This window comes from Phenylobacterium sp. LH3H17, from assembly GCF_024298925.1.
Taxonomy (GTDB): Bacteria; Pseudomonadota; Alphaproteobacteria; order Caulobacterales; family Caulobacteraceae; genus Phenylobacterium.
Genome location: NZ_CP101283.1, coordinates 2,492,679 through 2,511,890, shown reverse-complemented (window position 1 = coordinate 2,511,890; position 19,212 = coordinate 2,492,679). Strand labels below are relative to the sequence as shown.

The window sequence follows — 19,212 nt, the reverse complement described above, 5'->3', positions numbered from 1 at the left end:
CATCCCTGGATGAGGCGGGCCTCGACCCATCTAGGCCAGGACCAGCGCCTGGCGGCGACGGTTGGCGCGCAGCATCGATCCGACGCCTCCAAAGCCCATGATCATCATCGCCCACGTCGCGGGCTCGGGAACGCCGCCGGGGGTGATGATGGGGCCGGTGCCCACGTCCACCAGCCCGCCGTCGACGCCCTGAGTGAAGTCGTAGAAGTTGTCGCCCCACGAGTTGTCGTCGAGCCGGAAGTCGAGGCTCCCGTCGCCGAGGCCGGCGAACAGGTTCCCCAGCTGGGTGGAGTCGGACAGCGAGAACCAGCCGGTGGAGAGGATGTTGTCGCCGAATCCGGTCCCCGAACTGTAGAGGGTCAGGCCGTCGTTCGAGGTCTGCTGCGTCGCCACGGCGCTCCAGTCACCGAAGCTGGCGCCGTCGACCAGCAGGGTGATCTGGTTGAAGTCGAAATCGCCCGGCGCGGTGTCGCCGTCATAGAGGCTGACGCGGAGCGAGGCCCCGGCCAGCCCGCCGCCCAGCGAGGCGACGACCGCGGGCGAGAAGCCGGACTGGCTGCCGAACACCTGAGGATTGGTCGAGGCGTAACCGACGAATAGCGAGGAAGCCGCGGCCTGCGTCACGACGCGCGTGCCGTTCAGGCCCTTCAGATCGAGGACCACGCCGCCGACCTGGGTGACGCCGGAAGGCAGAGCGCCGCCCGTAGGGGAAATCGTGGTGAAGGTCGTCGCCGAAGCGCCCTGCGCGGCGGCCAGACAGATGATGGCTGCGCCCGCAGCCAGAAGCGTTCTCATGTTTACTTACCCCAATGCAGGCCCAACTGGCCCATTGGGACGAATTAAGGTTTCGATAAGGATAGGACGGCCCCCTTTTTGGGGTGTCGCATCGATGCAACGCCAGTTTCGCCTACGAGGCGAAGACTGACGCCGTGCCCTGAAGGCCGCCCGCGCGCCGCGCGTTAGACGCCCAAGGCCATAAGATAGCGATCGGCCCCGTCTGCGGTCTCGCCGGTGGCGTTCAGGCCCAGGCGCTCGATCAGCCGGACCGAGGCGAGGTTGGCCGGTTCGACGAAGGCCTCGACCTCGACCGCGCCGGGCCGTCGGCGCAGCCAGTTGAGCGCCAGAACCGCGGCCTCGGTCATCAGGCCCTGGCCCCAATAGTCCGGGCGCAGATGGTAGGCGAGTTCGGCGCAGGCGCCCAGGGCGTTGAACCCGACCGCGCCCACGAAGCTGCGGTCATTGCGGGTCAGCATCGCCCAGCGGAACCGCGCGCCCCGCGCCGCCCCGTGCGCGAAGAACGCGATGATCTTGTCGCTGTCTTCCGGCGTTCGGGCCGGCAGACGGATCGGACGCCCCTCGATATCGATCGCGCCGCCTGAGAATTCGCAGACCTCCGGGCGTGACCACAGGGCGAACATGCCCGCCGTATGGGCGCTCGATAGCGGCTCGAGGATCAGGCGTTGCGACCGCAGCGTCGGAACGTCGAGGGCGGCCACCATCCTACCGCTTGCGGACGAACACCGTCCCGGCCGAATAGCCCGCCCCGAAAGAACAGATCAGCCCGGTCTCGCCCGCCTTGAAGTCCTCGCTGGCCTTGTGGAAGGCGATGATCGAGCCGGCCGAGGAGGTGTTGGCGTATTCGTCCAGGATGATGACGTTCTCGCCGGGCGCGGGCTCCCGGCCCAGCACACGTTTGCCGATCATCTCGTTCATGTTGATGTTGGCCTGGTGCAGCCAGAGCCGCTTCAGCCCCTTGGGGTCGATGCCCAGGTCGGCGGCGTGCTGGACGATCATCTCGGCCACCATCGGCACCACTTCGCGGAACACCTTGCGGCCCTCCTGCACGAACAGCTTGTCGGTTGCGCCGATCCCCTCGGGCGCCGCGCGGTTGAGGAAGCCGAAATTATTGCGGATGTTGTTGGAGAACACCGTCTTCAGCCGGGTTCCCAGGATCTCCCAGCCATCCGTCGCATCTTCCGCCCGCTCCACGATCACCGCCGTCGCCACGTCGCCGAAGATGAAGTGACTGTCGCGGTCCCGGAAGTTCAGGTGGCCCGAGCAGATCTCCGGATTGACCATCAGCACCGCCCGCGCCGAGCCGGACGCCACGAAGTCGGCCGCCGTCTTGATCCCGAAGGTGGCCGAGGAACAGGCCACGTTCATGTCGAAGGCGAAGCCCTCGATCCCCAGGGCCTGCTGCACCTCGATGGCCATGGCCGGATAGGCGCGCTGCATGTTGGACGCCGCGCAGATCACCGCGTCGATCCGGGAGGGGTCCTTGCCCCAGCGCGCGATCGCATCGCGGGCCGCGGCCACGGCGATCTCCGCCAGCACCGAGATCTCGTCGTTCGGCCGCTCGGGGATAACCGGGCGCATGACCTCGGGATCGACCAGGCCGGACTTGTCGATCACGAACCGCGACTTGATGCCCGAGGCCTTCTCGATGAATTCGGGAGAGGAATGGGTCAGGGCGGGGGTCTCGCCGGCGGCGATGGCGTCGGCATTGGCCGCGTTGAAGCGGTCCACATAGGCGTTGAAGGTCTCGACCAGCTCGGTGTTCGAGAGGCTGTGCGGCGGGGTGTAGAGCCCCGTGGCCGCGATCACGGCGTGATGCAAAATGGTCTTCTCCGACGTCGCGCTCATTGTCGCCGGAACCCCGGCGGGCGCTTACGGGGCAAGTGATAGCACGCCTTCACGCCAGGTCAGCGGCCTTGTGGCCGATCGGCCACAACCGGCGATGGCCTTGGCGAAAACCGCGAACCGGCCTTTTCCCGCCGCGTTTGTCCCCCACCTAACGACCCGGCTGGGGAGCTTGAGTGTAAGTATGTACGGAGTAAAAAAATGAAGTCTCTCGCAACTGCTGCGGCGTTCGCCGCGATCGCCTCCGCCGCCCTCCCCATGGCGGCCCAGGCCCAAGACCTCGGCGCCACCACCTTCTACGGTTCGGCCGGCTACAGCCATGCCGACCTCGACGACGTGAAGCTCGGCGCCATCACCGGCCGGGTCGGCGCCCGCTTCGGTCAATATCTCGGCGTCGAGGGTGAAGCCGGCTTCGGCGTCAAGGACGACGAGGTCAACATTCCGGCGATCGGCGCCTCGCCGGTCGACGTCGAGCTGAAGCACACCTTCGCCGTCTATGGCGTCGGCTTCCTGCCGGTCGCCCCCAATGCCGACCTCTACGCCCGCGTCGGCTACGGCACCTCCAAGATCAAGGCCTCCGTCGCCGGCCCGGCCGGCGGTTCGGCCACTGCCGACGGCGAAAGCTGGAACTACGGTGTCGGCGGCCAGTACTTCCTGGACGACAAGAACGGCGTCCGCGCCGACTACACCCGCTACGACTTCACCGACGGCGGCGGCGACGCCGACGTCTGGTCGGTGGGCTACGTCCGCAAGTTCTAAGACACCGGAGCGCCCCTCTCCCGAGACGGGAGAGGGGATCGCTTGGGTTGCGATTCCACCAAAACCTTCCCCGACATTGTGATGTGAGCGCACGTTTATGCGCCCCGGCGCCGCTTCCGTCGAACAGCTTGACAGTTTTGCGACACGCACCGCATCCTCCGGCGCGTAACTACGGCATTACCAAATCAATCAAAGAAGGCGCTCTCACTAGCGCTCGCCGTTAGGACTGCGTCTCGCGCCCGGGGAGGGTGATCATGAAGCGCCTAACGGGAGGCTTGGCCTCTCTAGCCGTGACAGCTATGGCCGCGACGCCGGGGACGGCGGCGGCCCAGGCCAGGGACCAGGGCACCGCCGTCGAGGAAATCGTCGTCACCGGGTCCCGGATCCGGACCAGTCCGCTGGACCAGGCCCAACCGATCGTCCAGATCGACCAGGAAGCCATCGCCAAGACGGGCCTCACCTCCACCGCCGACGTCCTGCAGCGCATCCCTTCAGCCGGCGGCGGCCTCAATTCCAAGTTCAACAACTCCGGCAACTTCGGCAATCCGCCGGACGGCGGCGGCGTCGGCGCCGGGTCGGCCGAGATCGACCTGCGCTATCTGAGCTCGCGCCGGGTCCTGGTGCTGGTCGACGGCCTGCGCTGGGTCAGCGGCGCGGCGGCCTCCGGCGTGCCGGGCTCCGTCGACCTCAACACCATCCCCACCGGTATGATCGGCCGGGTCGAGGTGCTGCAGGAAGGCGCTTCGCCGATCTACGGCTCCGACGCCATCGCCGGGGTGGTCAATATCATCACCAAGGACCGCCAGGACGGCCTGCAGGCCACGGCCAATTTCGGCGGCTATGGCGACGGCGACGGCTTCAGCCAGGACTACACGGTCTCCTGGGGTGTCAATCAGGACAACCTGCGGGTCGTCGTTGGCGGCGGCTATTTCAAGCAGGACCCGGTCTATGCGGCCGACCGCGACATCTCGCGGTTCCCCAGCCCCTTCGCCACCTCCTGCCTGGACGGCGGTTGCAGCTCCGGCACCCCGCTCGGCCGGTTCATCATCAGCGACCCGAACACCGGCCAGGACCTCGACATGACGCTTAAGGCGGCTCTGTCGCCCGGCGTTCGGCCCACCTACGTTCCCGGCGACCCCACCGGGGCGGCCGGCAGCTACAAGCCCTTCGCCACTATCGAGCGCTTCAACTTCCAGCCCTTCAACTACATCGTCACCCCCTCCGAGCGGCTCAGTCTGTTCGGCAACCTGACGCAGGAATTCAGCGACAGCCTGCGCCTGCGGGTCCGGGGCAGCTATGTGGAACGCAAGTCCGCCAACCAGGCCGCGCCCCTGCCGCTGTTCGTCGGTCCCGACGCCGGCAACGGCAACCTGCTGGACACGGTTGCGGTGGACGCCACCAACCCGTTCAACCCCTTCGGCTTCTCGCTGCAGCCGGGCACCTACGCCTTTATCGGCCGTCGCCTGGTGGAGAACGGGCCGCGCCACTACGAGCAGACCGTCAACACCTGGAACATCACCACCACCCTGGCCGGCGAGCTCCCGGTGGGCGGCAACACCTGGTACTGGGACGCCAACTACGTCTGGTCGCGCAATCGCGCCGAGCAGACCTTCACCGGCAACGTCAACGCCCAGCGGGTGCAGCAGGCCCTGGGCCCGCTCGCCGGCTGCACCGGTTCCTGCGTGCCCCTCAACATCTTCGGCGGGGCGGGGACCATCACCCCGGCCATGCTGAACTTCATCGCCTTCACCCAGCAGGACGTCTCCCAGCAGGAGCTGCGGGACTTCAGCGCCAACCTGACCGGCGACCTGCTCGACCTGCCGGCCGGGCCCCTGGCCTTCGCCGCCGGCTACGAGCACCGCGAGACCGAGGGCTTCTTCCAGCCCGACCCCCTGGTGGTCGCCGGGCTCTCCTCCGACATCCCCGCCCAGCCGGCCCGGGGCTCGATCACCATCGACGAGTTCTACGGCGAGGTGCGGGTTCCGCTGCTGGCCGACATGCCCATGTTCCACAAGCTGGACGTCTCGCTGGCCGGCCGCTGGTTCGACTATTCGACCTCGGGCAAGGACGCCACCTACAAGGCCGGCCTGACATGGAAGCCGATCCAGGACGTGCTGCTGCGCGCCTCCTGGGGCGAGGGCTTCCGCGCCCCGGCCATCGGTGAGCTGTTCGGCACAGCCTCGCGGTTCGACCAGGAGGTGGTCGATCCCTGTTCGGACATGCTCAACCTGCAGCCGGGCGGCCCGCCGGCCGCCAGCACCACGGTGCAGGCCAACTGCATCGCCCGCGGCGTTCCGGCCAATGGCAGCTATGTGCAGCTCAACCCGCAGGTCTCGGTGATCACCAGCGGCAACCGCAACCTGGCTCCGGAAACCAGCGAGAGCGAGAACTACAGCTTCGTCTGGGAGCCCAGCGCCCTGAAGGGGGCGAGTTGGGCCAATGGCGGCTCGATCGAGGTGGTCTATTCCAAGATCGAGCTGGACCAGGCGATTCAGGCCCAGAACGGCCAGAGCCTGCTGGACCGCTGCGCCCAGACGGCCGACGCGGTGGCCTGCGCCACCATCACCCGCACCGCCTCGGGCCAGGTGGCCGCGATCTCCAACCCGCTGATCAATATCGGCGGCATCAAGACCCGCGCCGTCGACGTCAACCTCAACTACGCCTCGCCGGAAACCAGCCTCGGGACGTTCGGCCTGCGCTGGTACACCACCTTCCTGCTGGAGTTCACCGAGTTCGTCCCGACCTCCTCCGGCCTGGCGCCGGTCGAGCGCGAGGGCACGGAAAAGGGCAGCCCCGACCAAGCCTATCCCAAGACCAAGTCGACCCTGATGCTCGATTGGGATCGCGGCGAATGGGGCGCGACGGCGGCCCTGCGCCACATCTCCTCGATCGACGAAACCACCGTGGTCAACAAGCTGGGGGCCCGGACCTATGTCGACGCCCAGGTGCGCTGGGCGCCGGCCTTCCTCGACGAGCGGATCACCCTGGCCGCCGGGGTCAACAACCTGTTCGAGAAGGACCCGCCCGGCTGCGTCAGCTGCGGCCTGAACAACTACGATCCCAACGCCTATGACGCGCCGGGCCGCTTCTTCTACATGCGGCTCAGCTACCGCCAGTAGACGACGGCTTGCGTGGGGGGAGCGGGGCGGCGGAGGGGTTGACCCCTCCGCCGCCTCGTTATTCTTGCAGCCCCTGTCGGCGCCGGCCGCCTTCGTTCGTCCTCAGACAAACGAGGCGGCCGGATGCACTACGCGATACTTTGCTACAGTAGCGAGGACGCCATCGGGTCCTGGACCCTGGAGCAGGAGAGGGCGGTCATGGGGCGACTGGCGGTCGTCGAGGGCAGGCTCACGAGGGAAGGGCGCCTCGGGCCCACAGCGCGCCTGCTGCCCACCACCTCGGCCACAACCCTGCGCAAGGGCCGCAGGAACGTCGTGCTGGACGGGCCCTATGCGGAGACCAAGGAACAGCTGCTCGGCTTCTACATGGTCGATTGCGACGGCCTCGAACAGGCCATCGAGACCGCCGTCGAGCTTGCCGCGGCCAATCCGGGCGGGGGCGCCTACGAGATCCGGCCCATCGACGCCATGAGCCTGAACCTGCCCCGAAGGCGGCGCCTCCAGAAGCCTCTATAATGAGCGATATCGGCTGGATCGACGCGGCCCTGGCCTCCGCCCGGCCCCCGGCCATGGGCGCCCTGCTGCGCTATTTCCGCGACCTGGACACCGCCGAGGAGGCCTTCCAGGACGCCTGCCTGCGGGCGATGAAGTCCTGGCCGCAGAACGGACCGCCACGGGACCCGGCCGCCTGGCTGATCCTGGTGGGCCGCAATTCCGGCATCGATGCCGCGCGCCGCCGCAACAGGCAGACCGAACTCCCGGACGAGGCGGCCATCTCCCACCTCGAGGACGCCGAGGCGGACATGGCCGAGCGCCTGGACGGCGCCCACTACCGCGACGACATCCTGCGGCTGCTGTTCATCTGCTGCCATCCCGACCTGCCGGCCACTCAGCAGATCGCCGTTGCGCTGCGCATCGTCTCGGGCCTGTCGGTCCGCCAGATCGCCCGCGCCTTCCTGGTGGGCGAGAGCGCCATGGAGCAGCGGATCACCCGCGCCAAGGGCCGTATCGCCAAGTCCGGGGTGGCCTTCGAGAACCCGACGCCGGACCAGCGCGCCGCGCGCCTCACGGCGGTGGCGGCCATGATCTACCTGGTCTTCAACGAGGGCTATTCGGCCGCCGGCGGCGACGAGGCCGAGCGCCGCGCCCCGCTTTGCGACGAGGCCATCCGCCTGGCCCGGCTGCTGCTGCGCCTCTTCCCGTCCGACCCGGAGATCATGGGGCTGGCGGCGCTGATGCTGCTGCAGCACGCCCGCGTCGCCGCCCGTTTCGACGCCGAGGGCATGACGGTCCTGCTGGCCGACCAGGATCGTTCGCTGTGGAACGCGCGCCATATCGGCGAGGGCCTGGCCCTGATCGACAAGGCCATCCGCCACCGCACCCCTGGGCCCTACCAGGTCCAGGCCGCCATCGCCGCCCTGCACGCCCGGGCCGCCAGGGCCGAGGACACCGACTGGGCGCAGATCGACCTGCTCTACGCCACGCTTGAGGTCCTGACCCCCTCGCCGGTGGTCACCCTCAACCGCGCCGTGGCGGTCTCCAAGGTGGCCGGGCCGCAGGCGGCCCTGGAGATGATCGAGCCCCTGGCTGCGCGGCTCGCGGGCTATTTCCACTATTTCGGCCTCAAGGGCGCCCTGCTCAAGCAGCTCGGCCGCGACGGCGAGGCCCGCACGGCCTTCGACCAAGCCATCTCGCTCGCCAACACCGCCGCCGAAGCCGCCCACATCCGCCTGCACCTCGACCAGCTCACCGAGGGGGCGGACCGGGTCTAGGCGGGCGGTCAGCGGAAAACCTGTTCGCATGTCGTCAGGGCCGCCGGCCGTTCGTCCTCGGGATAGGAAGAGACCGGAGAGAAAGACTATGAGCCCCACCATCACCGCCTTCAAAAGCTCGCCCGATCGCGGCAGGGGGCTGGCGCGCGACATGCGGGTTCGCTGGGCGCTCGAAGAGGTCGGCCAGGCCTATGACGTCCGCCTTGTGACCTTCGCCGAGATGAAGCAGCCCGCGCACCTGGCCCTTCACCCGTTCGGCCAGATCCCGACCTATGAGGACGGCGACCTGGCGCTGTTCGAGTCCGGCGCCATCGTGTTCCACATCGCCGAGCGCCATTCGGGCCTGCTGCCCGACGACGCCAACGCCCGCGCCCGCGCGATCACCTGGATGTTCGCCGCGCTGAGCACGGTGGAGCCGCCGATCGTCGATCGGTCCATGGCCACGCTCATGGATCGCGACAAGCCTTGGTACGAAGAGCGCCTGCCAATTCTCGACAGCCGCGTCCGCGACCGGCTGGGCCAGCTTTCCCACCACCTGGGCGACACCGACTGGCTCGACGGCGCCTTCAGCGCCGCTGACCTGATGATGGTGTCGGTGCTGCAGAGGCTGGCCGGCTCGGGCCTGGTGGAGGCACATCCGAACCTCTCGGCCTATATCGCCCGCGCCGAGGCGCGGCCGGCCTACAGGCGTGCCTTCGACGCCCAGTACGCGGTCTTTGTCGCCGCCTCGGGAGCCTAGACGCCCGGCGCCGCCGCGCCGAACCGCTGCCGGTACTCGCCCGGGGTCGCGTTCAGGCGTCGCAGGAACGCCCGGTGCAGGGCGTCGAGGCTGCCGAACCCCGCCCGTTCCGCCACCCGGGCCAGGGGCCAGTCGGAGGTCTCCAGCAGGGCCTTGGCGCGGTCCACCCGTGCCAGCTCGACGAAGGCGGCCGGCGTCGTGCCGGTGTCCTTCTGGAAGACGCGGGAGAAGGTCCGCTCGGTCATGCCGGCCCGCGCCGCCAGGGCGGGCAGGGACTGGTCGCCGCTGGGGTCCGCGCTGATCTCGGCGATCAGCGTCCGAAGCTTCGGCGTGGCCGCCGCCTGGATGTTCAGGCTGGCGCTGTACTGGGTCTGGCCGCCCGGCCGGCGCATGAACAGCACCAGGTTCCGCGCCACCGCCAGCGCCACGGCCGGGCCGCAGTCGGCCTCCACGAACGACAGGCAGAGATCGATGCCGGCCGTCACCCCGGCGGAGGTGTAGAAGGGCGGATCGGCCACGAAGATGGCGTCGGGTTCCAGGCGCACCTGCGGCCGGAACGCCCGCATCGTGTCGCAGACCTCCCAATGGGTGGTGGCCCGCCGGCCGTCCAGCAGCCCTGACGCGGCGAGGACGAAGGCGCCCGAGCAGACGCTGCCGACCCGGCGCGTCGAGTCCGCCCGAAGCCGCAGCCAGTCGAGGATTCCGCTCTCGCGCATGGCCAGCAGGCCCACCTCGTCGCCGCCTCCGATCAGGATCGTGTCGAGATCGTCCGGCAGGTCGGCGAAGGGCGTCGAATCCCCCAGCCGGAACCGCGAATTGCTGAGGATCTCTCCGCCGTCGGGGGAGGCGAGGACCACCTCGTAGGGGATCGGCGCCCCATAGTTGTTGGCCATGGAGAACACTTCCCACGGGCCGACCAGGTCCAGGGCCTGGACCCCGTCATAGCCGACCAGGGCGATCTTGCGTGTGAGGCGGTGGGGCGAAGGCATGGCGTAAAATGCGGTAACTATGACATTTCCGCCAGTCAAATCGGAGCGTAGGTGTCGATCTGGCTGAAATCCCAGCCCAGGAGACTTCCCAATGCCGACCAACTGCCCCTGCGATCCCTGCACCTGCGATCCGTGCGCCTGCCAGACCGCCGCCTGCGCCTGCGGTCCCGACTGCAAGTGCGGCGAGAGCTGCGCCTGCAACACCCCCGCCACGCCCTCGGCGTGACGCCTCGACCGCGGTCCGAGATCCCCCTCGGACCGCGCTCTTCTTCCGGATAACCCCATGCGCCTCGTCTATCTCGCAGCCGCCGCCATGATCGCCATGAGCGCCTTCGCCGCGCTGGGCGCGAGCCTAGCCGTCGCCGGGCCGATGCAGGCGATGTCGCTGGGTTTCTACGCCGCGTAGATGTTCCGGCCGCCATTGAGCGGCGGCTTCGGGCTCTTAGCCGAAGCTGGGAAGGTCCGCTTCGCGGCAACCGGCGGAGCGATCCCGCGAACCGGCACTCCTGACTCAGAGCCGAAGGTGAGAACGACTGCTCTGTGGCGCCGTCGGTCTCGGAGAGCATACTTGTTCCCAGACGCCGGGCAGGTAGGCTTCCGCCATGAAAATCCAAGACCTTGTTGTCGGACGTGACGTGCCCTGGGTGACGAGTTGGTCGGAGGAGTCGCATACGGGCGTCTCCCGATGCCCCAGCGTCGATGGCGAACTCGCAATTGGCCAGCGGGAGACAGCCGGAACAGGCCGACCCCTCTACGCACGCAACCATCTCTTCCGGCAGCGACGCACCGTGCGCGAAATGCTCTGCCCCATGTGTGGTCTGCCCACGCCGGACGACGACCGATGGAGTCAGACCGCGCGCCCGGTCAAGGCTCGCGTCCTTCGGGCCCGCGGGCTTGGATACGCCCTGCCGGCCACCATGGCTGACGCCCAGACCCTGCTGGACTGTGGGACCATCGCACCGCTCCACCTGGCCTGCGCTGAGGCCGCATTGACCCGATGCCCTCATCTCGGTGGCATGACTGAGCGCACGCTAACGCGCTTTCCACATGCCTGGATCGTAGTCCCGCTCTGGGTGGAGGCGCGCCCACCGGGGGTGAACGCGAAGAGCGTTCCTGTGGTCGGCTTCCTTCAGATCCTCGGCGTCATGGCGCAGTAGGTTGTCCCTGAACAGACCTGGAGCATTGTCCGGGACTATTCCGGGACTTCCAGTCCCGGAGTTTTCCGGTTTTCACACGGTCCAATTCGGGGATTTTCAGCGCTCGAGATGCGACCAAACCTGAGCGGTTTGGATCCGGACACCACCCGCCCGCATGTGACAGTGTTCCGCACAGGACGGCTGAAAGGTCCAAGGGAGCTCCTGAATGAAATTCTTCAAGCTGCTGGGTGGCGTCATCGCCGCGGCCGTGTTGGCCGCGGCGCCAGCTGCGGTCGCCAAGGGTCCCAATGCGCTGGAGGCCTATGTCGCCAAGCACGAGGTTAGCTTCGGCTGGAAGGTGGTCGGGCCGATCTCGGGCCCAGGCTACCACGGTACGGTCCTGGAGATGACCTCGCAGAGCTGGACCACAGACACCATGCTGCCTGGCCAGGACCTCTGGAAGCACTGGGTGACGGTGATCGTCCCCGACAAGGTCACCAGCGACAAGGGCTTTCTCTACATCACCGGGGGCGACAAGGGCGATCCGGCGCCGACCCAGGCCGTCGAGCGCTTCGCCAGGCTGGCCCTGGAAACCAGCTCGGTGGTCGTCCAGTTGGATGACGTGCCCAACCAGCCCCTGCGTTTCTCCGACGAGCCCAAGGATCACGTCGAGGACGAGATCATCGCCTACCTTCAGGCGCGCTACGCCAAGGCGCGCGATCCGAAACAGCTGCTCCGCCTGCCGATGGTGAAGAGTGGCGTTCAAGCGATGACGGCTGTCCAGCAGTACCTAGCGAGCGACGCCGGCGGCCGGATGAAGGTCAACGGCTTCGTGGTGGCCGGCGGCTCCAAGCGCGGCTGGACCACCTGGTTGTTGGGCGCTGTGGACCGCCGCGTGGTCGGCATCGTGCCGATCGTCATAAATGTGCTGAATGTCGAGGCCACCACCATCCACCACTGGCGGACCATGGGCTACTTCTCGCCGGCCCTGGATGACTATGTCCATTACCGGCTGATCCCTGACATGATCGGTAAGCCGGGGCTTGAAGGGGTCAACCTCATCGAGGACCCGATCAACTATCAGGACCGCCCCCAGATGCGGATCCCGAAGTTTGTCATCAACGCCGTAGGCGACGAGTACTTCCCGCCCGACAACACCCGCTTCGGCTACTACAAGGTCGCCGAGCCCAAGCGGCTGCGGATGATCCCCAACTCCAAGCACTCCACCTCGGGCACCGACATCATGGAGAGCATCACCGCCTTCCATGACGCGGTGATCCGCAATCGGCCGATCCCCAGCTACCGTTGGAGCGTGCGCAAGGACGGCGCGATCGTGGTGCGCTCGGCCGTCAAGCCGATGGAGGTCTACCTCTGGCAAGGGACCAATCCGAAGGCCCGCGACTTCCGCGTCGACAGCATCGGCAGCGCCTTCACCGCCACCCGCCTGCAGATCCAGAAGGACGGCAGCTTCGTGGGGCGCGCGCCGCGGCCGAAGTCCGGCTTCACCGCCTATTTTGTTGAGCTCGTCTATGCGAGCGCGACCAAGTACCCGTTCAAGTTCACCACCGAAGTGCAGGTGACCCCGGACGTGCTCCCCTACCGCTGGAAGGACGCCAAACCCATTACCGCCCCGCCGTCCTAGCTGACGCGCCCCGGGCGCGGCGCGGCGCGGTCAGCCTGTCGGGGGATATGATCTGCTGATCGCGGGCCACGGTCGCGGCCGGGGCTTGACTGCCGCGGCGACCGTCGCGTCGGGCCCGAGCCTCGGCCGCAAGCGCTGGGGGCCAGGAGGGCTATACCCGCGAGGAACTTGTGGCGTAACTCAACGCGGCTTTCGCCTGCGCCGACCCGGGCTCGAACTGGCGCCGCGTGAGGGCCTTTCGGTCTATCTAGCGAGTTGACTGCAGGTCCTGATAGGCGGCAAGCGGGCGATATTCAGCGCCACGTCGCTGGAGCAGATGGCGGCTAGCGCGACGCGCGAGGAACGCTGCTGTGATCGCGATCGGATACGAGCTGGCCGGTGCGGCGAGGTCAAGCAGACCTCTTCTCGACTAGTGGAGGGCAGTCGAGGGGGCGCCGGGCGCTCAATGCCCCTCAGCATTAAGGGCCTGGCCAACCACGCATGTCTTAGGGCGGGTCGTTGCGTTCGAGCTCCGCCAATCGGCCAACGATTGAAACAAAGAAGGCGGTCGACCATCCGAGCAGAATGATGCCGTTGACGCCCTCTATTGCGCCGACGATGCGCCAGGCGGGAGACAGCACGAGATCGCCATAGCCGATCGTCGCGTAGGTCGAGGTCGAGAAGTAGAGCGCGTCCTCGAAGGCTGGGAACTCGCCCACGAGTGTGTAGACGGCTGCATAGAGCCAGATTTCAATGCCGTGGAGAGCGATTAACGCAAACACCGCGATAAGGACGAGAAGCGCCTGATTGAGTCGCACATGCGGCGTTCTCACGCGCTTTCCATGGGCCTGAAGGAGAGCGATCAGACCCGCTAGGCCGGCAAGGTGCAGGAGCGCGGTGAAGGCTACGAGCAGGGTCGAGGCGAACAGTTGCCATACCAGGCTCATTTCGCGCAGATGACTGAGACAAGGGTGCCGCTGAGGGGTGCGGCGCCCTTGTGCATATAGGCATTGAGAGCCCGCACCGCCTCGAAGATCCGCGCCAGGCCGCCGGCGTCGTACTCTGCGAAGTCTGCCATGCCGATGGCGTTGATCGTCTGCCTTAGGCGGCCGCGATCATAGTTCAGGCGACACCAGACGCGGCCTTCGATGGGGTTGGGGATGGCGTGCCTTTGGGCGTTGTCGGCGCCCTCGCCCGCTACGATCTGGAAGTGCTTCATCACGTGGCGTGGAAGGCGCAGGCTTGGATCGCGGTCGATCGCCACTTGATGCGGGCCCGTGTCGAAGCTGGCGGCGTCAGCTTCGAAAACCGGACGGGCGAGCACGAGATCATCACCTTCCACCACAAAGTTGGCGTCATCTGTCCGGGTCATGCGCCACCTCCGTTTACAACGATGCTGCTCCGCCCCTGGCGCAGCATTGACCGAGATCACATTGACTTCAGTCCATTCAGGTTGCCGCTCACTTTTCCGCACACCGCCAGCTTCGCCGAGGCGTCCGCCGGCGCTTTGCATTGTCACGAGGCGGTAGTCTCGAGGGGGGCCTTGCGACCCCATCTGCTATCCAGGCGTTGCCTTGCTCAGCGCCTTCTCCCCGCAAGACTCCCCGGCCGGCCGCGGCCGGGGCTTTTCGGGAGGGGGGAATATCGAAACAGAAGTCTCGGTGCGCCCTTTCTTCGGCCCAGAATCCTCGCAATGCGCGTGAGTCCGCTCGGCGCTGCTCGACGGTTTGGCTTGAGCTCCAAAGTGACCATGTTGTCGCTCGCGAAACAAAATGCTCGCAAACGTCGCGACCGCTCGAGGGCGATCTTCGCGCACGCGCATGTCATGCGGAGTCCGCTTTCCGGCCTAGGGCCGAGGTCTGGAAATGGCGCACCGCGGACCTTCAGCCCTAGGCGTGTCGAGCGGCCGCTGACGATGGAAGGCGGACCTCATCGTCGACCGACTTCAGCGCTCCTCAGCCCTGACCGGCGGGCCTCAAACAAAAGCTGCGAAGCCTCGGATCGGCGAAACAGGTTCGTGAACCTTGCGCACGAGCAGGTCTGACTCGGGCACGCCGGCGCGCAGACGGGCGAGCCAGTCCTCTGGATCGAACTCCACCCCCACCGGATTTAGAGCCATCTGATCGCCCCGGATGAAGGCGTTGCAGCCGGCGTCGGCGAACGCGTCGACCTGGAACTCCATCTGGTTGCCGTCGGGATCGGCATAGTACAACGACGCCGTGAGCCCGTGGTGTACGCACCAGTACGGAGTAATACCCTTTCCCTTCAGTTCGGCGTAGTTCTCCAGCAGCTCGCGAACCGAGGCGTTGGTGTACGCGACGTGGTCGACACCCACTGCGCCGCGTCTGTCTGTCTCCGGCGTTCCATTTGGATCGACCACCGCCAGGTTGAGGAAGGCGAACCTGTGATGCTCGTCGTCACAGGTTAGGAACGCCATGGCGGGGTTCTGATGCTGCACCCTGGCGCCGAACACCGTCTCATACCATCCGATCACCTCTTCGAAGCGGCGGGTTCGATAGACGACGTGAGCGAACTTGATCGGTATCCGGGTCAAGCTGAGACTCCTGCGGTGGGTGTCGCGCCTGTCGCGCGCCGTTGCGGGAACGCTGTTACGCGAAGACCGTAGAACCTGAACTTGCCCACCGCAATATTCGCGCACGGCCCAACCTGCGAAAAGGGCCGGGAACAGTCTTAGCCGCCCTTCACGACCATCAGGCGTAGGTCGGTCCAGCCGATCATGGCGGCGGATCAGGCGGCCTGCTTCACGGGAGCGGCTGAAGCGGGCGCCACGCGACAGACCCGGGATCGGATGATCCAGGCGGCTGCGAGCGCCCGCGACTGCGCCACGCCCTCCTGAAGGACGTCGCCGGACCCATTTGGGCGTGCCATCGCCAATGAGCGCCAAACTGACAATTGCTGAAATTGAACGCCGTGCGGTGCGGGGGCGTAGGCCTCTCGCGCTGGAACTCACCGAGCGAGCCCATTGAGGCGAGGCCCCTCTAGCATCTGAGGTGGAGGCGGGATTCCTGAAGGGAACCGGCAGCGTTCATCCTACGAGACCGTCGGCTCTATAATTTTAGGTGGTGATCGCGGGAGAGGATGGGCTCTGAAGGAGCGCGGCTTCCCCGCCTGCTCGGTCCCGGCACATCGATCAGGAGACGGATAGACGTCCGCAGTCCGGCCGAGAGCCAAGGTCTGGAAAGGGACAAACGGCCGCCATTCTTCGATATCAGCTGAAACTGGCGTGAAGCGCGCTCAGGGCTTCGACGTCAGAGTGAGAAGTCGCTCGCTTGCAGTGCCACCAGCCGTCCCGTCAGCGTGATCTCGAAGTCGGCGACGCCATCGCCATTCACGTCGCCCTGGACGACGGTGCGATCGTCGGCCGTGCCCGCCAGATCATAGATCTGATAACGCAGCTCGCCGAGCCCGCCGGAGAATGCCGCCTGGCCGATAAGGCGGAAGGCCTCGTTGGTCGTCGACCCCGCCTGGGCGTCGATCGTGGCGAGGTCGATCTTGTCGAACCCCTGCATGAAGTCGAGGATCTGGTCGGGGGCAGTCGCGGCGCTGTCCGCAGCGGTGTCGAAGTCGAAGATGTCCGCCCCGCCGCCGCCGGTCATGAGGTCGGCCCCGGTGCTGCCGACCAGCGTATCATTGCCGTCTCCGCCGTCGATCACATCGGAGCCGCCGCGCCCGTAGAGCGCATCGCCGCCGGCGCCGCCCTGCAGGGTGTCGGCGCCCGCGCCCGCATCGATGACGTCATTGCCGTCTGCGCCGGAGAGCTGATTGGCGCCCGAGTTGCCGACGATCTGATTGTTCAGCGCATTGCCCATGCCGCTGGGCCCGCCGCTCCCCAACAAGGTCAGGTTCTCGAGATTGTCGCCTAACGTGTAGGACGAGAGCGAACTGTACACGCGGTCGGCGCCCTCGCCGGCCAGTTCGACGACCGTGTCGCCGGTGTTGTCGACATAGTGGCTATCGTCGCCGGAGCCGCCGACCAGGGTGTCCGCGCCGAGCCCGCCGTCGAGGCGATCGGAGCCGGCGCCGCCCTCGAGCCGGTCGGAACCGCCGCCGCCGTTGAGGCTGTCGGCGCCTTCCAGACCCTGGAGGATCTCATTGTCGGCCCCGCCTGACAGGCTGTCGGCGCCGGTGGTTCCGGTGAGCGTCGGCTGGGTCGGGCCAGGCGGCGGCGCTGGGGGAGGGGTGGTGACCTCGCCGGTCGAAAGCAGGATCTGGACGTCGGAGAACTGCAGGATCTCGACGCCGACCAGGCGATCGCTCCCCTCGCCGGTGAGGTTGTCGACGATGATGAAGCCGCCTGAGCCATCGACCGTCCAGCCGTAGTTGGCGCGCGGGCCCGCGAAGACTGCGATGTCCTGGCCGTCACCTCCGTCGAGGATGTCGTCGCCCGCGCCGCCGCTCAGCCTGTCGTCGCCGCGATGGCCGGCAAGCGTGTTCGCCGCGGCATTACCGGCGATGGTGTCGCCGCCGTCGCCGCCGTGGGCGTTCTCGATCAGAGCGCCGGCGGCGATGGTCAGCGGCTTGCCGCCAAGCGTGCTGACCCCGCCCGGGCGTAGGTCGATGACGGAGTTGGAGCTCACCGCCGCGGCGTTCAGGGTGTCGGTTCCGCCGTCGACGTCGGTCAGGGTCGCGCGCGCGGCGTCGCCGGCCACCGCCGCGTACTCGTTCGTGTAGATGTAGGTGTCGTTGGCGCTCAACGCGTCGCCAAAGGTCGTCAGCGTCACGGCGTTCACCGTCCCGGCGCCGCCCTTCTTGCCGTCGCTGACCGTGACCACCCAGTCGCCCCCGCTGGTCTCGCCCCAGAAGGCGTTGCTCGAGAGCTTGAAGGACAGGTTGTCGGTGGTGTCGGAGCCGTTCTTCGGCCGATCCAGCAGCGTGCTGACGGTTCCGTCCGGAGAGGTCAGGGTGATCTTCAGGTCCCCGCGGTTCGGATGGGTGATGTCGACATAGAGCTCGACGTGATCGATGCGGACCGTGTCACCCAGGTTCAGGGTAAAGCTCACGGTCTCGTTGCTCTTGTCGGGGATCGCGGCGTTCGGACTGGCCGACCGGCCGGCGGAAACTTCGTTGGCCGAGACACTCCGTGCTTCCCAGGTCTCGGCCATTCGGATCGCCGCCAGGGTGTCAACGAGCCCGAAGCCGTAGTCGTTGGAGAAGTGAAGCCCGCCGCCGTTCCAATTCTCGGCGTGATTGTACGCCCAGCGATATTCCTCGAAGCCGGAAGGCGTCGCTCCGGCTCCGCCGACCCGGCGGGCGGAGAGGACGAGGATCTCCTGGACGTCGCGCCATCCCAGGTCGGGATTGGCGTCTAGCAGGAGCGCGACCACGCCGCTGACCATGGGGGTCGACGCCGAGGTGCCTGCGAAATCGGTCCTGTAGTCCGTCGCGGTCTGCCCCCCTGCGCCGGACAGGTCGGTGGTGGTGATGGAGACCGATCCGTTGCTGCTGGGCGCGGTGACGAGGAGCGACGAGCCGGGCGTGCTGGTGCTGGTGACCATGCCCTTGTGGTCGATGCCCCCGACGGCGATCACATGTCGATCATTGGTGAAGTTGTCGTAGTTGGTTTCGTCCCCCTGGGCGCGTCCGTTTCCGGCGGCCTTGACCACGATCGTGCCCAGGCCCCCGCGTCCCAGGTCGGCGGCCTCGGTCACCCCGGCCGAGAAGGTGTTCCAGAAGGTCGTGCCGCTGGAATAGTTGGCCACGAAGCTGCCGACATAACTCCAGCTCGCGTTGACCACGTCGAACCGTTCCATGGCGTTGATCGCGGTCAGCATGTCGGTCGGCGCGGACGAACGTAGGACGGCCACGCCGGTGAGGTCGGCGTCGTAGGCCACCCCCACGACCCCCACGCCGTTGTTCTCGGCGGCGATGATTCCGGCGACCGCCGTGCCGTGGACGTCGCCGCCGGTGCTCGAGGCGCCCCAGCCGGCGGGCAGGGCGTCACTGACCACGCCATTGACCAGCAGCTGCTTGCTGGCGTCGTAATTGCCGTCGAGTTCGAGATGGCGGTAATCGAGCCCGTCGTCATAGACCCCGATCGAGACGCCCTGTCCGGTATAGTCGTCCCACACGCGGGTGACGTTGATGTCGATGCCCGCCGTCCCGCCGGTCTGGCCGGTGTTCCTCAGGTGCCACTCGGAGGCGAACATGCCGTCGCTGGGCGTGGATAGCGCCGTGGCGAGCGGATTTTCGACGAACCTGTCAGCGTCGAGCGGGCTGGATTGAGGCGCGAGTTCAACCGCAGGCGCGTTGCGCCCCTCATCCTCGAAACTCAGGGGCAAAGCTCGTCTCCAGTCGGCGGGGTAAAGCGCGTGTCAGGTCCAGCGCTTAGGGTGCTCCGGTCGGTGTCGGCAATGCGACATAGAGGCCGGGTCGGGCCTCGGTCCGATTGCAGAAAATGTGAATGCCCGCATGGGCTT

General features: G+C 67.2%; 16 protein-coding genes. 8 read left to right on the top strand and 8 right to left on the bottom strand.

Features of this window, described 5'->3' with window-relative positions; translation table 11 throughout:
• Positions 1-30 precede the first annotated feature (30 nt).
• The 3 genes from M9M90_RS12475 to M9M90_RS12465 form a co-directional block, all read right to left on the bottom strand.
• Positions 31-795, bottom strand: a complete 765-nt coding sequence (locus M9M90_RS12475; RefSeq protein ID WP_254833557.1) for a PEPxxWA-CTERM sorting domain-containing protein — start codon at positions 793-795, stop codon at positions 31-33.
• 164 nt (positions 796-959) lie between these two features.
• Positions 960-1,499, bottom strand: a complete 540-nt coding sequence (locus M9M90_RS12470; protein ID WP_254833556.1) for a GNAT family N-acetyltransferase — start codon at positions 1,497-1,499, stop codon at positions 960-962.
• A gap of 1 nt (position 1,500) precedes the next feature.
• Complete coding sequence (locus M9M90_RS12465) at positions 1,501-2,616, bottom strand: beta-ketoacyl-ACP synthase III (RefSeq protein WP_254837122.1); 1,116 nt, start codon at positions 2,614-2,616, stop codon at positions 1,501-1,503.
• A 225-nt stretch (positions 2,617-2,841) separates the two neighbouring features.
• On the opposite strand from M9M90_RS12465, the gene M9M90_RS12460 reads away from it, so the two are divergent.
• The 5 genes from M9M90_RS12460 (at position 2,842) to M9M90_RS12440 (ending at position 9,029) form a co-directional block, all read left to right on the top strand.
• The gene (locus tag M9M90_RS12460) at positions 2,842-3,399 is read left to right on the top strand and encodes a porin family protein (RefSeq protein ID WP_254833555.1); all 558 of its coding nucleotides are present in this window, start codon (positions 2,842-2,844) and stop codon (positions 3,397-3,399) included.
• A 299-nt stretch (positions 3,400-3,698) separates the two neighbouring features.
• Positions 3,699-6,518: a TonB-dependent receptor domain-containing protein gene (locus M9M90_RS12455; protein WP_254837121.1), complete on the top strand. Its 2,820-nt coding sequence runs from the start codon at positions 3,699-3,701 to the stop codon at positions 6,516-6,518.
• A 123-nt stretch (positions 6,519-6,641) separates the two neighbouring features.
• Positions 6,642-7,034, top strand: coding sequence for a YciI family protein (locus M9M90_RS12450; RefSeq protein WP_254833554.1), 393 nt, complete (start codon positions 6,642-6,644; stop codon positions 7,032-7,034).
• The gene (locus tag M9M90_RS12445; protein ID WP_254833553.1) at positions 7,034-8,290 is read left to right on the top strand and encodes an RNA polymerase sigma factor; all 1,257 of its coding nucleotides are present in this window, start codon (positions 7,034-7,036) and stop codon (positions 8,288-8,290) included. Before M9M90_RS12450 ends, M9M90_RS12445 begins: the two co-directional genes overlap by 1 nt.
• An 88-nt stretch (positions 8,291-8,378) precedes the next feature.
• Positions 8,379-9,029, top strand: coding sequence for a glutathione S-transferase family protein (locus M9M90_RS12440; RefSeq protein WP_254833552.1), 651 nt, complete (start codon positions 8,379-8,381; stop codon positions 9,027-9,029).
• On the opposite strand, the gene M9M90_RS12435 is transcribed toward M9M90_RS12440, so the two are convergent.
• Positions 9,026-10,018: a GlxA family transcriptional regulator gene (locus tag M9M90_RS12435; protein WP_254833551.1), complete on the bottom strand. Its 993-nt coding sequence runs from the start codon at positions 10,016-10,018 to the stop codon at positions 9,026-9,028. The two genes, M9M90_RS12440 and M9M90_RS12435, sit on opposite strands and share 4 nt — an antisense overlap.
• A 91-nt stretch (positions 10,019-10,109) precedes the next feature.
• Here M9M90_RS12435 and M9M90_RS21160 point away from each other — a divergent pair, with 91 nt between their 5' ends.
• The 3 genes from M9M90_RS21160 (at position 10,110) to M9M90_RS12430 (ending at position 12,796) form a co-directional block, all read left to right on the top strand.
• Positions 10,110-10,244 (top strand): hypothetical protein, encoded by a 135-nt coding sequence (locus M9M90_RS21160; RefSeq protein ID WP_256549200.1) that lies wholly within the window; start codon positions 10,110-10,112, stop codon positions 10,242-10,244.
• 57 nt (positions 10,245-10,301) lie between these two features.
• A complete protein-coding gene (locus tag M9M90_RS21155; RefSeq protein WP_256549199.1) occupies positions 10,302-10,424 on the top strand; it encodes a hypothetical protein in 123 nt (40 codons plus the stop codon).
• Between the two features lie 956 nt (positions 10,425-11,380).
• Complete coding sequence (locus M9M90_RS12430; protein WP_254833550.1) at positions 11,381-12,796, top strand: PhoPQ-activated protein PqaA family protein; 1,416 nt, start codon at positions 11,381-11,383, stop codon at positions 12,794-12,796.
• A 485-nt stretch (positions 12,797-13,281) separates the two neighbouring features.
• Here the strand turns inward: M9M90_RS12430 and M9M90_RS12425 are convergent, their stop codons facing one another.
• From M9M90_RS12425 to M9M90_RS12410, 4 genes are all read right to left on the bottom strand, one after another.
• Complete coding sequence (locus M9M90_RS12425; RefSeq protein ID WP_254833549.1) at positions 13,282-13,722, bottom strand: potassium channel family protein; 441 nt, start codon at positions 13,720-13,722, stop codon at positions 13,282-13,284.
• Entirely contained in the window at positions 13,719-14,147 is a 429-nt protein-coding gene (locus M9M90_RS12420; RefSeq protein ID WP_254833548.1) for a hypothetical protein, read from the bottom strand. Before M9M90_RS12420 ends, M9M90_RS12425 begins: the two co-directional genes overlap by 4 nt.
• Before the next feature lie 603 nt (positions 14,148-14,750).
• Positions 14,751-15,329 (bottom strand): VOC family protein, encoded by a 579-nt coding sequence (locus tag M9M90_RS12415; protein ID WP_254833547.1) that lies wholly within the window; start codon positions 15,327-15,329, stop codon positions 14,751-14,753.
• Positions 15,330-16,044: 715 nt separating this feature from the next.
• The gene (locus M9M90_RS12410) at positions 16,045-19,074 is read right to left on the bottom strand and encodes a S8 family serine peptidase (RefSeq protein ID WP_254833546.1); all 3,030 of its coding nucleotides are present in this window, start codon (positions 19,072-19,074) and stop codon (positions 16,045-16,047) included.
• Positions 19,075-19,212: the final 138 nt, after the last annotated feature.